The following is a 16,829-nucleotide window of genomic DNA, read 5'->3' as shown; positions in this document are numbered from 1 at the left end:
CGGCAGGGGTTGCCGACGTCACATGTTTTTCTTAAGATACATTTGTTGGACAGCTATTGAGCTGTTGTCGGAACAAAGCAGAGTTCCGTCCAGTGGGAAGACACGAAGCTCGAGCCAGGGTTCTGCCCGACGGCCGACCGGTCTGCGAAAGCCCCTGACAGCCCTGCCACGGACCACAGACCAACACATCAATTTTGATCATTGCTCTGATGACGTCGACGCCCCTCGATGGCGAGGTCTAGCAGCGCATTGAAAAGTGTCTGAGTTGTTCTTGGGTGTTGAAGCCCCGTTAACCCCTTAATCCTCCTTCTTCTTTCCCATGAGTCCTGCTGCGAGCAAGTCAGCTAAGTCCCAGGCTGCTCCCGCCATCGTGATGCTGGCTGATCCCAAAGGTCAGCCCAAGACGGTGGCCGCGAAAGCCAAGCCCGCAGCGAAGGCAAAGGCCAGCGCCACCAAGGCCAAAAGCACGACTAGCAAAGCCAAATCAACAGCCAAAAGCACCACCTCTAAGGCCAAGGGCAGCACCCCCAAGGCAGCCTCGACTAAAAGCAAAGCCAAAGCGGGTGCCAAGCCTGCAGACCTGAATGCTGCGGCAGACCAATTGCTCGCCAAAGCGGCAGGCAAGACCGGCATTGGTGCTGCTTCAGCCGGCAAGGAAGAGAAAGCCAAAGCCGATGCCAAAGCCAAGGTGTTGGCCAGCATCAAGGTGGGGCCCAAAGGGGTCTACACCGAAGACTCCATTCGGGTGTATCTGCAGGAAATCGGCCGCATTCGGCTCCTGCGACCGGATGAAGAAATCGAACTGGCGAGAAAGATCGCCGATCTGCTCTATCTCGAAGAACTCGCAGCTCAGTTCGAAAGCGACAACGGCCGCGAACCTGACAACAAGGAATGGGCAGCACTGGTGGAGATGCCCTTGATCCGTTTCCGACGCCGGCTGATGCTCGGCCGGCGGGCGAAAGAAAAGATGGTGCAGTCCAACCTGCGCCTGGTGGTGTCGATCGCCAAGAAATACATGAATCGGGGCCTGAGTTTCCAGGATTTGATCCAGGAGGGCAGTCTTGGCCTGATCCGCGCGGCTGAGAAGTTTGACCACGAGAAGGGTTACAAGTTCTCGACCTACGCCACATGGTGGATTCGCCAGGCCATCACCCGCGCCATCGCCGACCAGAGCCGCACCATCCGCTTGCCGGTTCACCTTTACGAGACCATCTCCAGGATCAAAAAGACCACGAAGGTGCTCAGCCAGGAGTTCGGCCGCAAGCCAACAGAGGAAGAAATTGCTGAATCGATGGAAATGACCATCGAAAAACTGCGTTTCATCGCCAAGAGCGCTCAACTGCCGATCTCCCTGGAGACTCCGATCGGCAAAGAAGAGGATTCCCGTCTGGGCGACTTCATCGAAGCCGACATTGAGAATCCCGAGCAGGATGTCGCCAAGAATCTCCTGCGTGAAGATCTTGAAGGTGTTCTGGCCACACTCAGCCCCCGGGAGCGCGACGTGCTCCGGCTTCGCTACGGCCTCGATGACGGACGCATGAAGACCCTTGAGGAAATCGGCCAGATCTTCGATGTCACCCGGGAGCGCATTCGCCAGATTGAAGCGAAAGCACTACGCAAGCTGCGTCATCCCAACCGTAATGGTGTGCTCAAGGAATACATCAAATAACGGTTAAAGATCGAGTCAGCTGCCGAGATCCCTTCTGAACAAGAGATCTCGGCAGCTTTTTAATGAGTTATCAAGGGGACATCCCTTTTTTCCTTTGGCCTACCAGATGTCCTTAGCCAAGAGCCAGTTCAGAGATCAACAAACACCCCAGACTTCTGAATTGCCTCAACGACTCCAAGCCTCCATTCGTTTGAACCTCAACGAGCCAACACAATGAGGCAGAGAAGTCCCTTGGCAGGGATACCGTCAACAAGCTCGAAACCCGTTGAATGCGTTCCTCGTGAACAGGAGAAAAAGATGGTCTCCTTTCAAGTGGATCCTGAGTTCCATGACAGGTTGAAAGTCTTTGCTGAGTCATCTGGTTTAAAGATCTCTCAGTTATGTCGTTATGCTCTTGCTCGTGAAATGGACAGCATGTGAAATAAGGATGGATCTATTGCAGCGAATGAGGGTGATAAGTAGTTGCTTGGTAATTGCTTCTTACTTCATCACTCTCCACCTTGATATGGTAACTGGTGTGATTGTTCACTTGGTTGCATTAACAATATCAGTTCCATACTTCATCAAACTAAAGGCATGGGATGTGGTAATTATGATGATGTTCCTTATGTCAATTGGAACTGGAAGACTCATCACAACAGGGATTGGTTAATAAGCAGTGAGAGTTTCATTATTTGAACACATCAGAAAACATAAGCTGAATCCCATATCTCACAATGGATGATCTTTGCAGGAACCATGGATGATCGTTGTGTATAAAATCCCACCCTCATCCGCAGTACCCCAATCAGTTCTGTCTACGATTTCTGTATACACAGAAGACAAAGAATCCTTTTCAATCAAAATGCTGTAGGCATAAAATGATTGATAGCCTGTACTTTGATACGTGCTTTCAATCAATGGTCGTCTTTTCCTGATTAATCGAATTTGATTATTTGTCTCTTCAATGGTGTAAAAGATGGTCTCTGAATCACGATCGACAACTGCTTCCTGTGTTTCTGGGTTGAACTCAATGGTGTATGGATCATCGTCTCTATAAATGTTTCCCATTTCACAGTCATCATTGAAATAATCTTCTGGCTCACATATTGGTCTCTCAACCCTTTTTTTACCAAAGTACTCCATTAACTCATTTGCTTCATAGATGACCACTCCATCATTTTCATGGCACAACAGCCGTGCCGGAAGAGCACCTGCTGGAGAGACTGACAGAAGCAGGGTTGTAAGAAGTAGTGGGAGTTTCATTGTTTTGATGCCTCGTAAAAAACAGAGGAGTCAATCTCATGGCACTCGCCTTCACCTGTAATCACCTGATACTCTGTTTTAGTCTTAAACCAATTATGAAATGTGGACGGGCCTGGTGGGTTTAACGGCATTACCCCACTTACCTGGCTGCTGAAACCTTTTATGCTCACTCGATCGTCGGAGATAATCTTATTCCCTTCAATATGAAAATCACTCCATTTTGCAACTGCATGACTCCTCATCTTATTGTTTATTAAATCAACTTTGAGCAATAAGGTATTCGCCACCAATGGCCTTTCTGAAATCACCTTTCCCGAAGGGAGAGAAGTTATCTTGTTTGTTCCATTAAACTCACAGGACACATAAAGGAAGTCATCAGCAAGAGCAGGTGATGCTGTAAGAAGCAGCGTTGTGAGGAGAAGCGGGAGTTTCATTTCAGCCTTTCTGTAATCTGTCCAATAGCAATTGAATGTGAGGCTGTGAGGATCCCTCGTATTGATATCCATTACGAGTGCAGAACTCCAAAAGGTAATACATCATGACATCCTCAATAAAGGCCTTTGATCTGTCTGCACCCATTGCCACAAATCCATCTACATTTCCATTTTCACAATTAAAAGAAAATGAGGATGGAACAACCACTCCGTTGTCGTTTTTAACTGATCTTGGCTCAATCACTGAAACAGAATATATATGGTCAAAGTTACGAATACGATAAAAGGTCATAACATAGTTCTCACCCTCAAAGATTCCACCCTTATAAGTCTCGTTTGCGAGTGCAGGTGATGCTGACAGAAGCAGGGTAGTGAGGAGTAGTGGCAGTTTCATTGTTTTGATGCCTCGTCAAAAACAGAGGAGTCAATCTCTCTACAATCACCCTCACCTTCAGTCACCCAATACTCTGTCTGAGTCTTCGTCCAAATATTGGTCGAGGTTGGCCCAGGTGGATTTAATGGCATAACGCCTTGGACTTGACCAATATATCCATCTTCATTGAATTGAGTATTTTGGATAATCCGATCACCCCTAATAGAAATATCAACCCAAACTGAATTCTTATGGTTTCTCATCTTTAGTTCCTTCAAATTAATTTGAAATTTTAGGGAGCTATCCAGAGGCTTTTCAGAGATTAATTGGCCTGAAGGCAGTAACATGGTCTTGCTAGTTCCTTCCATATCGCAAACCATATAAAGGAAGTCATCAGCCAAAGCAGGTGATGATGAGAGAAGCAGGGTAGTGAGGAGAAGTGGAAGTTTCATTGTTTTGATGCCTCGTAGGTTTCAGCATCCGATGCTTCGCAAGTACCTGAAATTTCTTGGGTATATTCAACGGAAGTGCTGTTATCCCTTGCTTTGGTTTTTGCAAGCATCATCCCTGGTGGATCAAAGGCAATTTGGGCATTCGTAATTCCCGTAAAAGGTTCTTTGTAATCAGTAAATTGTTCAAAAACCACCCCATTCCGTATCTTCACTTCGTGTTGGTTCTCAGGCTGAGCTGAATCAATATAGAACTTCTCTTTTGTATCAATCTTGAAATGTAATGTGATTTCCTCAGTCTCTTGTGACTTCTCCCCTGAAGGTTTAATTTCCCCCCACTGAACCGTTCCAGTACATTTCAGATAAACGAGGTCACCAGCTACAGCAGGTGATACTGAGAGGAGTAGAGCACCGAGGAGTAGTGGGAGTTTCATACTACTCTCCGTCTTGACCACACCAATATAACCACACTAAATAATTTTGTCAGATAGACCGCTGACTTACATTATTATCATCAGGGCAAAGGGCATTGATTCAGAAGAGTATGTGGCTATTCTTCATGAAGCAGACGGCAAAGTAATCGATCAACGCACGCTTCGTGGTGTTCCTCAAGAACACCACGCAAGTACCACCAAGAAAGCGACATCAAATCTTGCATTGACATGGCATCATTTCCAAACAAAAATCCAGGGCTCAAACAGCTCAAGGCGCAAGACACATCCGCAACACTTCAATGAAAAAGCTAAATAAACCCATAAGAGACGAAGTGCCTCAGCAGATGCCTCTCCGTCAATCCATGGCAGCACTGACATTTGCGCTTTGCACTTTGGGCATAACAGGTTGCTCGAATATTTCATTGAAGTTCAAAGACCCTTCAGTCACCTATCCCCCCTCTCCTGGAAGCTTAGAAGCAAGTGGAGACAAGAAATACCAAGCAGGTGATTATCCAGGTGCCATCAATGACTACGGTCAGCTCATCGAACGCTATCCTGAAATCCCAAGAGGTTATACAAGGCGAAGCGCAGCAAAAGGAAAATTGGGTTTACTCAAAGAAGCATTAGAGGATGCCAATATGGCGATAGAACTCGGAACTAATGATGCATGGGCATACAACAATCATGCCGTATTATTGCTCCGATCAAGTGGCGCATCTCCAAAGTCTCTGAAAGAAGCATTGGAGTCAGCAAACAAGGCAATAGCAATTGATTCTGCAATTCCAACTTTTTATTTTAATCGTGCAATCATCAAGTACAACATGAATGACCTTAATGGCGCAATGACGGACCATTCAAGAACCCTTGAACTTGATGAAAACTATTCCGATGCCCTGAGGGAGCGTGGATCACTCTTTGCAGAGTTGGGAATTGTGCCTAGCGCCTGCGCTGACTGGAAGAAGGCATCGTCTCTTGGAGACACACGATCAACTGACTACCTTCAGGCGAATTCTGAAGTATGCAAAGAGGAGTGAGAGAGGCAGTGAGCGTGACCCCACCCACCAATCCAGGTAACCACACCTGATTGGTCTCCCCCTCACAAATCAATGATAGATCGATGCGGCTCCTCAGCAAGAGGAATGGGGCAAGAGCAGCCGCCAATCATCAACATGTGTCCAAACTCGATGTTCAGCGTCACAACCATGAAAAATGGCAAAATCCCAATAAGGATTAACCGAAGAAAGACAAGATGTAACTATCAGCAGAAAAACCTTTGACTTTACCTACCCAACTCGATGGATTGACTATCAGTTAGAACTTACCATTGCCTCATTGCTGACATGCTTCCACACAGTAAATCAAGGGCAAGCCAATTTGCTTAAGATCAGATCATCAATTAATCACAATGAATCCATCAAGCATCAGACGGTTCGTCTTCACACTGATCACGGGCTACTTAGCAATCTTTGGCGTCAGACAAATTCCCTATGAATTCCCTAATGAATGGGGCGTGATCATTCCCGTTCTAATCGTTGTTTACATCCTAACGATTTGGCTGGACGGATTAATCTTCAAAGACGAGACCTCTGACAAAACCGTGGTCAAGGTCCTCGACAAGAAAATACAGAAAAGACCTAAGCGCTCCAAGGGATTTGGTGATTGAATCAAACCAAGAACAAGCAACACGACTCTTCAGGGTTATTCTTCAACGATCAATGATTGACAGGTTCCGTACCAAGCATCGGGTTCATAGATTCCGTCTGGATAAACCGTAATGGAAAAGCGCTTTTCATCACCACGAATTTGAATCTCGTAATCTTTACCTGTATTGAGATTACTGAATTTAGCTATCAACAAATTTCCATAGATTTTGACGGGTATCAGCTGCTGACCGGTTGACAATTGCTCATCACTGATTTCCATTTCAGTGAGCATTGATGCATCGGTATCCAATCGGTAGCGAACGCGAAGCGGATGATTCATCGGCAGCCCCGTCGCCACCCCAGACCCTTGTGTCTTCTCCCCCCTGCATTCAAAGCTGACGACAGCAGCTCTCACCGGAAGCGGTATCCCAACCATTGTCAGCGACAACAGTGCGGGCAAGGCATGAATCCTCAAAACATTTCTCCGTCGGAACATCACCGAGACCATTGCAACCACACATCCCTTGGATGTCTCCCAGATGTTGCCGTTTGTCAGCCAACATCGATTGGCTTAAACAGCCTCGATGCTGTCTGTGAATTCCTGAAAAGCTTTTTTCAGGCGTTCCACGGGCGTCTCCGAGGGTGGGCATTCCTGATTCGTGGACCGCGTATAGGCCTGAAGGATGCGTGCTTCCGGCTCCAGCACAGCTGCCACGGCCGGCTTCAACATCACCACATTCCGCTGTGGGGTAAGACCGGCCAGATAAGGCAGCAGTGACCACGGCTCGGTCTCTGCTTCCTTCACCAAACGAAGGGGACGAATGAGCTGGTAAGCCCGATCTCCATCAGAGTCAGTGGTCTGCCGGAGTCGTGCCACCAGCATCTGACCACTGGTGAGCAACACCAGTCGAATCGATCCCTCGCTCAACACGGGGAGGAAAGGAGTTGCTTCTCCCTCCTGGCCCAAAGAAACGGCAGATGTTGCCCGTTGCGCCTTAACCCCATTCACTACAGGTCCAGGCATAACGACTCTCGAATGCTTACAGATCGTAAAGCTGTTCCGGCGGATCGTCGGCATCTGTCTGTGTGGATGCTCGCCTTCCCCATGAACGAAGGGCCTGCGTTCTGTGAAATCTTGACCGGATCGGGGCCATTGAGTCCGTAAGCTTCATGGCCACTTCCCCCTGCCCATGGCCCTCGAGCAACTGCGCATCGCCTCCCGCCGAAGCCAGCTGGCCATGGTGCAAACCAATTGGGTCAAAGCTGAACTCGAAAAAGCTCATCCCGGGCTGGCGATCTCCGTGGAAGCCATGGCCACCCAGGGAGACAAAATCCTCGACGTCGCCCTCGCCAAGATCGGCGACAAGGGATTGTTTACCAAGGAGCTCGAGGCCCAGATGCTGGTGGGCCGCGCGGAGATCGCCGTTCACTCCCTGAAGGATTTGCCCACCAACCTTCCAGAGGGGTTGATGTTGGGTTGTGTCACCGAACGGGAGGATCCTGCCGATGCCCTAGTGGTGAACAAAAAAAATGCTGATCACACCCTGGAAACGCTGCCTGATGGATCCGTGGTGGGAACCAGTTCCCTGCGTCGGCTGGCACAACTACGTCATCACTATCCCCACCTCCAGTTCAAGGATGTGCGGGGCAACGTGATCACCCGCCTTGAAAAGCTGGATTCTGGTGACTACGACTGTCTGATCCTGGCGGCCGCAGGACTCTCACGCCTGGGTTTCGGCGACCGCATTCATCAGATCATCCCCAGCAACATCTCTCTTCACGCCGTTGGTCAGGGCGCACTCGGCATCGAATGCGTGGAAGGCAGCCCCGAAGTTCTGGAGTTGATCAAGGTCCTCGAACACGCCCCCACTGCAGCGCGTTGCCTCGCGGAACGAGCGTTTTTGAGGGAACTCGAAGGTGGCTGCCAGGTGCCGATCGGCGTGAACACTGTGATCGAAGACGACACCCTCACCCTCACTGGCATGGTGGCGAGCCTTGATGGCACGCGCTTGATCCGAGATGAGTGCAGCGGACCTGTTTCTGATCCGGAAGTTCTCGGCGTGAAATTGGCCGGCGAGTTGAAATCACGCGGTGCTGGAGAGATCCTTCAAGAGATCTTTGCCTCGGTTCGCCCCGAAGCCTGAGCAGGTCTCTGCTGCACACCGCGGTCGGAATTTTCACCATCTCCAACCCGATCGGCAACCTTCCGATCTATCTCTCCTTCACCGACGGGAACAAAAAAAAAAGATCGAGCGATTGCCCGCAGCGGCGCTTTTACCTTTCTAAGTGCACTGCTGTTAGCAACTTGGCTTGGGAATGACCTCTTGGGGTTCTTCTGCACTAGCCGTGCTGCCTTTCAGGTCGCAGGAGGGTTGATTGTGGTGTTGATCGGGCTTTCGATGCTGCACTCCGAGCCATCGAAGGTGCACCACGATCCCGAGTCAGTAGACCGAGATCAAAATTCTGCTGTCAAAGGCATCGTGCCTTTGGGCATTCCCCTTCTCGCCGGGCCAGGCACCCTCACGGTGGTGATCGCTGATCCCCACGCCGCAAGCCTTGAAGGCAAAGTCAGCCCCAGTCTGGTGGCGGTCGCTCTCACCGCCGTCGTTTATCTGGTAATCAATGCTGGCGAAATGCTGTCCTCAAAAATCAGCGCCTCAGCCTTGCAAGTGCTGACCAAAATCATGGGACTGTTGCTCACGGCAATCGCGATTCAGATGCTGTTCACAGGCATAAGCATCGGCTTTCCCATTCTCAAGGACTCTGGACTCATTGGGTGATGACCACGGGAGTACCCACTTCAACGAGCTCATACAGCTTTTGCACATCGGCATTGAGCATCCGCACGCATCCGTTGGAGACAGCAGCACGAATCTTGACCCAGTGGGGCCAGGGTGTTCCATGAATGCCGAACTGATTAGGGCCCTGCTGAAGAAACCCAATCCATCGATGTCCCAAAGGACTGGAAGGGCCGGTGACTGGATGCACCTTGCCTGACGTGGTGCTCTGATATTGAGGATTCTCCAGCTTCGATTCCACCTGAAACAATCCTGTCGGCGTGGGTGTGCTGGGGTCGCCGATGGCCACAGGCCAGCGACCCAATGGTTGGCCATCTCGAATCACGCTGATGCGGCGTTCCCGCAGATCGAGATGAATCCGCGTCGCGGGGGCTGCGGCCTGCCATGGCACCGATGTGCTCGGCACCGTTGCCCCCTGCACGGAAGCAACCGAAGCAGCCGAACCTGCCAGCACCGCCGAGACAACACCAACGCCAGCCAAATGACGCCATCCGACGCAATCGAGACGCAACATCGGACTTTCAAGACTCACTGGTCTCAACGTATTCACTGGTCAGATTTAAAACCGACCATCAGTGGAGGACTTTCTTTAGAAACCAGTCGTTCGGGCCCAGACCTGCTGAGAAAGACGTGCTAGATGCGACTACCAGCCTCTTAAGTGATGCCGCAGCAACTGACGTGGACGACTGCCGAAGCCAAACTTGTGCTTCAGGCCATCAAAAACGTAGGCACCGCTGGTGGCGTGCTGAAACTGCAGCCGATCATCCTGGAGATGATGCACGCGATTCAGATGCATGTTCTGCATTCAGACATTGATCTGGACAACCTGGCAATCATTCCTCCCATCCAATATCCGGATCTGATTGTTGATCCAGCGCAGCGAGAACAACTCATCCAAATGCTGGTGCTGATTCCTTACGTCGACATGACAGTGGATGCGCGCATGGTGGGCGTGGTGGACGACTTTGCCGAATGTCTTGAGGTGACACCCCAGACGCTGCAGGACCTCCACCAGGTTCGCGACAACCACCTCAGGCGCCTGCTGCTCGATTACGGCCGCCGGAGCATGAGTGAATTCTTACGCCTCGACAGTCCCTCAAAATTTGTACGCGGCATCATCAGCGCAATCCACCAAGCTGTCGGGGATCCAATCCTCGCCAGTCGTTACCAAGCCCTGCAAGAGTTTCCAGAAGGAAGCCTTGGCCACAGCTTTTTCCACTGGTATCGCGACCGCAACTGGGCGCTGCCCGGCGAGCACAAGAGCACCTCGGAATTGCTAGTGAATCATGACTGTTGCCACATCCTGGGTGGCTTCAACACCGACACGCAAGGGGAAATGAATGTGGCAGCCTTTCAAGCCGGACTTTTTACCGATGGATTCGGCTTTGAATCACTGCTTGAAGTGATGCTCGATTTCCATCTTGGAAAATCCTTCAGCACCACCAACAGTCTGATTCCGCCGGAAACAGGGCAGTTCATCCCCGACGACGCCATGGCTGGCTACGAAAAAGGATTGGCCTGCAACGTGAATCTGATTCAAGACTTCGATTTCTGGAGGCACGCTGAGCAACAAGTCACTCAACTCAGGGAGCAGTTCCACATCCCCCAGACACCCGGGCCTGTCTTGCTCAAACCATGAACAAGGCGGGGGCTCCCCCACCTTGTTCATGGTTGTGTTCACCGTTGCAGGACGTGACGGCTGAAGCTCAGTCGACCAGCTTGGGGTCGATTTCCGCCACGTAGCGGGCCTCACAGCTCTTGACGATCTCGACAGCCTTCTCGGTTCCGAAGAAACCGTTGACGCTGCAGGTTCCAGGCTTCTTCAGATCTTTGTAGTGCTCCCAGTAGTAAGTGGTTTCTTTTTTCCAATGGTCGCCAAGATCCTCAAAGCTCTTGATGTGATCCATTCGCTTGTCATCCGCCAGCACAGCGATGACTTTGTCGTCGACCTCGCCACCATCATCGAAAGTCATGATGCCGATGATGCGAGCTTCCACAATTGAGCCAGGAATCAGCGGTTCAGTGACATTGACAATCTCAATGTCAAGCGGATCGCCATCCTCATCCCAGGTTCGGGGGATACAGCCGTAAGCGAAGGGGTAGGACAGGGATGAATAACCAACCCGATCCAGCTTCAGATGACCGGTCTCGGTGATCAGCTCGTACTTGTTGATCGTGTTCGAGTTGAGCTCGACGATCGTGTTCAGACGCAGCTCGGATTCATCCGCAAAAGCGGGGAGCACATGCAACAGATTGGGCATGCTCCGGCTGGGAGCCTGGTCGAGATTGGCCATGGGAGACGGCGATCGGCGCAGTGATCCTACGGACCGTTCCATGAACGCTTTTGAAGCGAAGCCGAAACGGGGAAAGGATGCCTTCTCGGCAGCCGGCCAACCATCGAGGCGCCCTGACCAGCACCATCGTGGTGAATCACCGCAAAAACCGCGCACAACGGATTCGTCATCGCAGATCTTCCGTCCCAGAACAGCAGCCATCCATGCCACAAGAGCACGTCGAGAAGCTCGACCAATCGGGACGGTTTATCTCTCAGTGGCCCTGTGCTTGAAGTCTTTCAATCTTGTCGTCGAGGTAGGTCAAAAAAGGCGCACTCGACAACGCTCGACCCGACACCTGCTCCACGAGCTGCTCAGCGTTCAACGCTCGGCCCACAGGATGCACATGCTCCCTGAGCCAGGCCAGCAACGGCGTCACGTCCCCCCGAGACACATGCTCTTCCGGTGAACCGATCGCTGCGGTCATCGCCTCGCTGATCTGGGCACTGACGAGATGACCGAGCAGATAGGACGGGAAATAACCGAAGAGGCCTTCACTCCAATGCACGTCCTGCAGACAGCCCTCGGCATCGTTGGCTGGTGTCACGCCGAGCAGTTCGCTGTAGCGGCGATTCCACTCGCTGGGGAGATCTTCAACTGGCATTCCCTGCTCAAGCAGGGCCAATTCCAGATCCGTGCGAATCAGAATATGTAGCCCGTAACTGAGTTCATCAGCCTCCACACGATTGCAGCCGGGGGCCATGGGATTCATGGCTTGCCAGAGATCCAACGAGGACGTCACCGGGGCTCCGGCGGCGGCAAAAGGCTGCCACCAGCGCTCCGAGAACGGCTGGCTACGGGCCACCCGGTTCTCCCAGAACAGCGACTGGCTTTCGTGCACGGCCATCGACGTGGCCTGACCGAGGGGCCAGGCGAACCACTGATGGCTGGATTCCGGCAACCCTTGCTCGTAAAGACTGTGTCCCCACTCATGGGCCGTCGCCAAAAAGCAAGAGAGAGGTTGACCTGCCACAACCCGGGTGGTGATGCGGAAGTCGCGGGGTCCAAGGGTGATGGAAAAAGGATGGGGAGAGGCCGCAACACACGTGATCGCTGAATCACGGCCCCACTCCTGCAGCAACTGCTCACAGAGCTGTTGCTGCGTCGCCGGCGTCAGATCCCAGCTGAGCGATGCAGGACGGGGCCCACCTGGGAGCGAATCCAGCAGAGCGGGGAGACGGCTGCGCAATGGTGCGAACAGGTCTTCAAGCCGGGTCAGGGTGAGATCAGGCTCAAATGGTTGCGCCAAGGTTTCCCAGCAGCTGCGGGATTCCGACAACTGACGAGCCTGTTCCTGGCGCAACTCCACCATCTGCCGCAATGCAGGTGCAAAGATCTGAAAATCCGATGCCGCTTTGGCTTGCTGCCAGAGGTTGTATCCCTGGGATTTCGCTGTTGCGAGAGCACTGACCAATGCAGGGTCCAGCGACTGTTGACGACGCAGATCCTGCTCGAGCAGATCAAGGTTGCGGGCCTGCTCCTTCAGCTCGCCAGCCTCCCCAGAACTGGTGCTGGCGTTCCACTCAGCGCGAGCGTCCGCAATCAGATCGGCATAACGCTGCGAACTTTGTCGGGCATGCAACTGACGAGCCAACAGTGCCAGTTGCTGGCCACGCCAAGCTGCACCGCCGCTGGGCATGCGCGTGTTCTGATCCCAATAGAGGGTGCTCTGGATTGAACCAAGCAGCTGGGTTTCCTTCAGGTGCTCGCCAAGGCGTGTCCAGGCGTTGGGGGTCGCACTGCGAATCATCTGCGCTCAGTCAGTCCCGGCGGCAGTAATCGCCACCAATGCTGCTCCAGCCTGGCGGACACTCATCACCCATCGCGGGCCTGAGGGTGTAAGTCATCAACCCCAGGGCGCTGCACTTGCCGTTAGCCGTGTCGATGTAGCCCATGGGGCACTCGCTCGTGAGCTTTTTCACGACGCGTTGGGCGCGGGCCGTAGAGGCCTGAAGATCGCAAACAACCACGATGATCAGCGGGAGCCAGAGCTTCCTGTTGAACATCCGCACAATCGAAGCGTTTCACCGCGCTCAGACTAGAGCTGAAGTCCAGAAACGATCTTCGTCATGGCAGCACTGCTCAGCGCACAAGAGAAGGAAGAGCTTGGCTTCACGCTGAAGCACTGGCAGGTGACGGGCGACCGCTTGAAGCGTCAATGGCAGTTCAAGAACTTCAGCGAGGCGTTCGCTTTCATGACCCGGGTAGCGCTGCTGGCGGAAACCATGCAGCACCATCCCAACTGGAGCAACGTCTACAACCGCGTGACGATCGAACTGACCACACACGATCTCGGGGGCCTGAGTGACCTAGATGCTGCGATGGCCCACGCCATCAACGCGCTTCTTTGAACCACTGTCAGAATAAAAGGGTGGTGAAATCAGTTTCGATGACGGCCAGCGCGACCCATAACTCAGCAGTGCCGGTGACGATTCTCACCGGGTTCCTAGGGGCTGGCAAAACCACGCTGCTCAATCACATTCTGAGCAATCAAGACGGGCTAAAAACCGCCGTTCTGGTAAATGAGTTTGGAGAAATTGGGATCGACAACGAGCTGGTGGTGAGCACCAGCGAGGACATGGTCGAACTGAGCAACGGCTGCATTTGCTGCTCGATCAATGGCGAACTTCTGGATGCCGTCGAACGGATTCTCGAACGCCCCAATGGCGTGGAGTATCTCGTCGTGGAAACCACAGGGCTAGCGGATCCACTGCCTGTCGCGATGACCTTTCTGGGCAGCGAACTGCGCGATCAGACCAGGCTTGACTCAATCATCACTTTGGTGGATGCCGAGAATTTCGGCTCCGAAATCCTCGCCAGCGAAGTGGGCCGTTCCCAGGTCATCTATGGCGACATCCTGATGCTCAACAAGACTGATCTCGTGGAAGAGAGCCGGCTTGTGGCCCTGGAGAACGAGCTGCGCGAAGTCAAAAAAGATGCCCGAATTTTGCGCTCAGTGAAAGGCGAGGTGCCGCTCCCTTTGCTTCTGAGCGTGGGCTTGTTCGAATCCGACCGGGTGGTGAGTCCGGCCCAGGATCCAAGCCTTGATCACAGCGACTGCGATCACGACCACGGACACTGCAGCCATGACCATGACCATGACCATGACCATGAACACCATCACGATCATGGACACAGCCATCACGATCACAGCCATCACGATCACAGCCATCACGATCACAGCCATGACCATGGTTCTGCCGACCACCTCGCCATTGAGGGGTTCACATCGCTGTCATTCGCAAGCCCTCGCCCTTTCGATCTGAGAGCGTTCCAGAACTTCCTCGACAACCAGCTGCCTGAGAGCGTGTTCCGCGCCAAGGGAATTCTTTGGTTCAAGGAGAGTGAGCGCCGTCATGTGTTCCATTTGGCCGGAAAACGCTTCTCCATCGACGACAGCGACTGGACTGGTGAACGCAAGAACCAACTCGTGCTGATCGGCCGTGACCTGGAGCACGACATCCTGAGACAACAGCTTCAAGCCTGTGTCTGCGACATTCCTGAATGAGTCGTGATTGATTCACCCACGGGCGGAAATCACGATTAAGCTGCTCCTCAAAGCGGAGGGAGCATGGTTGAAGTTCTCGCAGCAGGCGGCCTCATAACCGCCCTGGCACTCGCGTTTTGGTTGCTGCTCGATTCCGATGATGACAATGGCGGCGGCGGTCTGATGGAGCCGACGCTCGTTCCTATCCCCGTCCGCAGCTCACGTCGCTGATCCTCAACGTTCCCTCACCCTTTCCCTGCTTTCTCCACTGTTAGGACCACCCACCGCAATCGCGGCGGGTGGTTTTTTATTGAAGTCAGCGAGCTATTGAAATTGAATATAATTCTCAATTCATTGGCTTGTCCTTGATTCGACTGTGAGCAGCGATCCCTTCGCGATGCCAGGCATCTTCTGCAAGGCCACCCGCCCCCAGTCGTTCAACTTGCTGTCGGGTCGGTTTCTGTTGGTCACAGGAGCCCTGTTGATTGCACTCTTGGCGCTTCTCCCCATTGCCGGACTGCTAAGGGAGGGCCTATTCGGACTGACCCATGGCAATGCCAGCCTCGGCTCTGATGGACTGGCACAGGTTCGCGGCACGTTGACACTGCTGCTCGGCACCGCAGGACTGGGGGGCTTGGTGGGCACAGCCAATGGCTGGCTTTTAGCCAACTGCCGGTTCCCCGGCCGCCGCGGATTGCGGATCGCTCAGCTGCTTCCTCTAGCAACACCCTCTTATCTGTTGGCGGGAACGTTGGTGGATCTGGGCAGTGTTCATGGCATCCGCATCCATGGACTGGGATGGGGAATCGCCGTCATGGCTTTGACGACCTATCCCTACGTGTTCCTCCTCAGCACGGAGAGCTTCAGCATTAGCGGGCGTCGTCAGCTCGAAGCCTGCCGATCATTGGGGGTCGGCCCCTGGAGCAGCTTCAGACGGATCGCCCTTCCGATGGCTCTTCCAGCCATTGGTGCAGGCATCGCGCTGATGGGAATGGAAGTAGCCAATGAACTGGGCGCCGTTCAGTTGTTAGGCATTCCCAGTCTGTCAGCGGGCATCTTGCAGGCCTGGCAGATGGATGGTGATGCCACTGGTGCGGTGGGGTTAGCCCTGATCACACTCTGCATTGTGCTGGTGCTTTTGGTGGGAGAACGCTGGCTGCGTCGCCGCAGCCGCCGCTGGTCGGAAGGCGTGGCGGGTGGAGAATCGCCGGCCTGGACCCTGTATGGGGGACGCGCCTTCGTTGCGCAGGCATTAAGCGTCTTTCCACCCCTGATCAGTCTTGGCGTTCCACTCACCTGGGCAGGAATCAATGCAGACCAACTCGCCAATGGTCTTGAACCCGAGCTCATCTTGCTGACGCTTCGGAGCCTCGCACTCGCCCTGGCCGCCACCCTGCTAGCGGGTTGCGCCGCATTGTTGCTCTCAATCGCAAAACGCTGGAGTCGATCGCACTGGCTCAGAACTGTCACATTCCTGGCGGGGATGGGGTACGCCATCCCTGGAGCCGTGCTGGCGCTATCCCTGTTGCTGCTAGGCGGTCCTTGGCAGCTCTCACCGATCCTTCTGCTGCTCTGGGGCTACAGCGATCGATTCCTCGCCGTCAACAAAGGAGGCATTGATGCCGCTCTTGAACGCCTCTCGCCAAGCCTCGATGAAGCCGCAACAGGACTCGGCCTCCGCTGGCCAGGCGTTCTGAAACGGGTTCATTTCCCGCTTCTGCGTGGCCCCATCGTGGTGGGGGGCTTGCTGGTGTTTGTGGACACCGTGAAAGAGCTTCCGCTCACCTTTGCTCTGCGCCCCTTTGATTTCGACACCCTGGCGGTGCGGGTCTATCAGTACGCCGGCGATGAGCGTCTTGCAGCAGCTCTCTGGCCTGCGCTGATGATCCTGGCTCTGGGTCTACTGGCGGCCTCAGCCCTCATACCGCGACTCGACCGTGATGCTCAGGCAAGTCCCTCATGAT

Annotated in this window: 22 protein-coding genes; 11 read left to right on the top strand and 11 right to left on the bottom strand. The window is 53.3% G+C overall.

The window, feature by feature from the left end:
- Nucleotides 1-319 precede the first annotated feature (319 nt).
- The gene (gene rpoD, locus SynA1560_RS05000) at nucleotides 320-1,669 is read left to right on the top strand and encodes an RNA polymerase sigma factor RpoD (RefSeq protein WP_186501316.1); all 1,350 of its coding nucleotides are present in this window, start codon (nucleotides 320-322) and stop codon (nucleotides 1,667-1,669) included.
- 711 nt (nucleotides 1,670-2,380) lie between these two features.
- Here the strand turns inward: rpoD and SynA1560_RS04995 are convergent.
- From SynA1560_RS04995 to SynA1560_RS04975, 5 genes are read right to left on the bottom strand one after another with little or no spacing between them, the layout of a single operon-like run.
- Entirely contained in the window at nucleotides 2,381-2,914 is a 534-nt protein-coding gene (locus SynA1560_RS04995) for a hypothetical protein (RefSeq protein ID WP_186501315.1), read from the bottom strand.
- Nucleotides 2,911-3,348 carry a hypothetical protein gene (locus SynA1560_RS04990; protein WP_186501314.1) on the bottom strand — a complete coding sequence of 146 codons (438 nt, stop codon included), beginning with the start codon at nucleotides 3,346-3,348 and terminating at the stop codon, nucleotides 2,911-2,913. Before SynA1560_RS04990 ends, SynA1560_RS04995 begins: the two co-directional genes overlap by 4 nt.
- Nucleotide 3,349: 1 nt before the next feature.
- The gene (locus SynA1560_RS04985; protein ID WP_186501313.1) at nucleotides 3,350-3,742 is read right to left on the bottom strand and encodes a hypothetical protein; all 393 of its coding nucleotides are present in this window, start codon (nucleotides 3,740-3,742) and stop codon (nucleotides 3,350-3,352) included.
- Nucleotides 3,739-4,173, bottom strand: a complete 435-nt coding sequence (locus SynA1560_RS04980) for a hypothetical protein (protein ID WP_186501312.1) — start codon at nucleotides 4,171-4,173, stop codon at nucleotides 3,739-3,741. Before SynA1560_RS04980 ends, SynA1560_RS04985 begins: the two co-directional genes overlap by 4 nt.
- Complete coding sequence (locus SynA1560_RS04975) at nucleotides 4,170-4,604, bottom strand: hypothetical protein (RefSeq protein ID WP_186501311.1); 435 nt, start codon at nucleotides 4,602-4,604, stop codon at nucleotides 4,170-4,172. Before SynA1560_RS04975 ends, SynA1560_RS04980 begins: the two co-directional genes overlap by 4 nt.
- A gap of 46 nt (nucleotides 4,605-4,650) precedes the next feature.
- Here SynA1560_RS04975 and SynA1560_RS04970 point away from each other — a divergent pair, with 46 nt between their 5' ends.
- The 3 genes from SynA1560_RS04970 to SynA1560_RS04960 all read left to right on the top strand — a co-directional run bounded on the left by SynA1560_RS04970 (nucleotide 4,651) and on the right by SynA1560_RS04960 (nucleotide 6,267).
- Entirely contained in the window at nucleotides 4,651-4,920 is a 270-nt protein-coding gene (locus SynA1560_RS04970) for a hypothetical protein (protein ID WP_186501310.1), read from the top strand.
- A 46-nt stretch (nucleotides 4,921-4,966) separates the two neighbouring features.
- On the top strand, nucleotides 4,967-5,638 hold the full coding sequence (locus SynA1560_RS04965) for a tetratricopeptide repeat protein (protein ID WP_186501309.1): 672 nt from the start codon (nucleotides 4,967-4,969) through the stop codon (nucleotides 5,636-5,638).
- 371 nt (nucleotides 5,639-6,009) lie between these two features.
- Nucleotides 6,010-6,267, top strand: coding sequence for a hypothetical protein (locus SynA1560_RS04960; protein WP_186501308.1), 258 nt, complete (start codon nucleotides 6,010-6,012; stop codon nucleotides 6,265-6,267).
- 35 nt (nucleotides 6,268-6,302) lie between these two features.
- Here the strand turns inward: SynA1560_RS04960 and SynA1560_RS04955 are convergent, their stop codons facing one another.
- Together SynA1560_RS04955 and SynA1560_RS04950 are read right to left on the bottom strand one after the other, a co-directional pair.
- On the bottom strand, nucleotides 6,303-6,707 hold the full coding sequence (locus SynA1560_RS04955) for a hypothetical protein (RefSeq protein ID WP_186501307.1): 405 nt from the start codon (nucleotides 6,705-6,707) through the stop codon (nucleotides 6,303-6,305).
- A 111-nt stretch (nucleotides 6,708-6,818) separates the two neighbouring features.
- Nucleotides 6,819-7,271 carry a DUF6561 domain-containing protein gene (locus SynA1560_RS04950; protein WP_186501306.1) on the bottom strand — a complete coding sequence of 151 codons (453 nt, stop codon included), beginning with the start codon at nucleotides 7,269-7,271 and terminating at the stop codon, nucleotides 6,819-6,821.
- Nucleotides 7,272-7,437: 166 nt separating this feature from the next.
- On the opposite strand from SynA1560_RS04950, the gene hemC reads away from it, so the two are divergent.
- Nucleotides 7,438-8,391, top strand: a complete 954-nt coding sequence (gene hemC, locus SynA1560_RS04945; protein ID WP_186470526.1) for a hydroxymethylbilane synthase — start codon at nucleotides 7,438-7,440, stop codon at nucleotides 8,389-8,391.
- Nucleotides 8,392-8,460: 69 nt separating this feature from the next.
- The gene (locus tag SynA1560_RS04940; RefSeq protein ID WP_370523211.1) at nucleotides 8,461-9,027 is read left to right on the top strand and encodes a MarC family protein; all 567 of its coding nucleotides are present in this window, start codon (nucleotides 8,461-8,463) and stop codon (nucleotides 9,025-9,027) included.
- Here SynA1560_RS04940 and SynA1560_RS04935 read toward each other — a convergent pair.
- Complete coding sequence (locus tag SynA1560_RS04935) at nucleotides 9,017-9,577, bottom strand: L,D-transpeptidase (RefSeq protein ID WP_255477073.1); 561 nt, start codon at nucleotides 9,575-9,577, stop codon at nucleotides 9,017-9,019. The genes SynA1560_RS04940 and SynA1560_RS04935 overlap by 11 nt on opposite strands.
- A 129-nt stretch (nucleotides 9,578-9,706) precedes the next feature.
- Here SynA1560_RS04935 and SynA1560_RS04930 point away from each other — a divergent pair, with 129 nt between their 5' ends.
- The gene (locus SynA1560_RS04930) at nucleotides 9,707-10,684 is read left to right on the top strand and encodes a hypothetical protein (protein WP_186501305.1); all 978 of its coding nucleotides are present in this window, start codon (nucleotides 9,707-9,709) and stop codon (nucleotides 10,682-10,684) included.
- Nucleotides 10,685-10,751: 67 nt separating this feature from the next.
- Here the strand turns inward: SynA1560_RS04930 and SynA1560_RS04925 are convergent, their stop codons facing one another.
- The 3 genes from SynA1560_RS04925 to SynA1560_RS04915 all read right to left on the bottom strand — a co-directional run bounded on the left by SynA1560_RS04925 (nucleotide 10,752) and on the right by SynA1560_RS04915 (nucleotide 13,348).
- Nucleotides 10,752-11,339, bottom strand: coding sequence for an inorganic diphosphatase (locus tag SynA1560_RS04925; protein ID WP_186471032.1), 588 nt, complete (start codon nucleotides 11,337-11,339; stop codon nucleotides 10,752-10,754).
- 253 nt (nucleotides 11,340-11,592) lie between these two features.
- Complete coding sequence (locus SynA1560_RS04920) at nucleotides 11,593-13,128, bottom strand: carboxypeptidase M32 (protein ID WP_186470524.1); 1,536 nt, start codon at nucleotides 13,126-13,128, stop codon at nucleotides 11,593-11,595.
- A gap of 10 nt (nucleotides 13,129-13,138) precedes the next feature.
- The gene (locus SynA1560_RS04915; protein ID WP_255477072.1) at nucleotides 13,139-13,348 is read right to left on the bottom strand and encodes a hypothetical protein; all 210 of its coding nucleotides are present in this window, start codon (nucleotides 13,346-13,348) and stop codon (nucleotides 13,139-13,141) included.
- A 99-nt stretch (nucleotides 13,349-13,447) separates the two neighbouring features.
- Between SynA1560_RS04915 and SynA1560_RS04910 the strand changes: the two genes are divergently transcribed.
- The 4 genes from SynA1560_RS04910 to SynA1560_RS04895 all read left to right on the top strand — a co-directional run bounded on the left by SynA1560_RS04910 (nucleotide 13,448) and on the right by SynA1560_RS04895 (nucleotide 16,828).
- Nucleotides 13,448-13,729 (top strand): 4a-hydroxytetrahydrobiopterin dehydratase, encoded by a 282-nt coding sequence (locus SynA1560_RS04910; protein WP_186501304.1) that lies wholly within the window; start codon nucleotides 13,448-13,450, stop codon nucleotides 13,727-13,729.
- A gap of 38 nt (nucleotides 13,730-13,767) precedes the next feature.
- A complete protein-coding gene (locus tag SynA1560_RS04905) occupies nucleotides 13,768-14,886 on the top strand; it encodes a GTP-binding protein (RefSeq protein ID WP_186501303.1) in 1,119 nt (372 codons plus the stop codon).
- Between the two features lie 63 nt (nucleotides 14,887-14,949).
- Complete coding sequence (locus SynA1560_RS04900; protein ID WP_186501302.1) at nucleotides 14,950-15,096, top strand: hypothetical protein; 147 nt, start codon at nucleotides 14,950-14,952, stop codon at nucleotides 15,094-15,096.
- Between the two features lie 166 nt (nucleotides 15,097-15,262).
- The gene (locus SynA1560_RS04895; RefSeq protein ID WP_186501580.1) at nucleotides 15,263-16,828 is read left to right on the top strand and encodes an iron ABC transporter permease; all 1,566 of its coding nucleotides are present in this window, start codon (nucleotides 15,263-15,265) and stop codon (nucleotides 16,826-16,828) included.
- Nucleotide 16,829: the final 1 nt, after the last annotated feature.

The sequence above is a fragment of the Synechococcus sp. A15-60 genome (assembly GCF_014280095.1).
In the GTDB taxonomy this organism is placed as follows: domain Bacteria; phylum Cyanobacteriota; class Cyanobacteriia; order PCC-6307; family Cyanobiaceae; genus Synechococcus_C.
The sequence above is the reverse complement of the archived record's forward strand: the minus strand, read 5'-3'. Positions and strand labels throughout refer to the sequence as shown.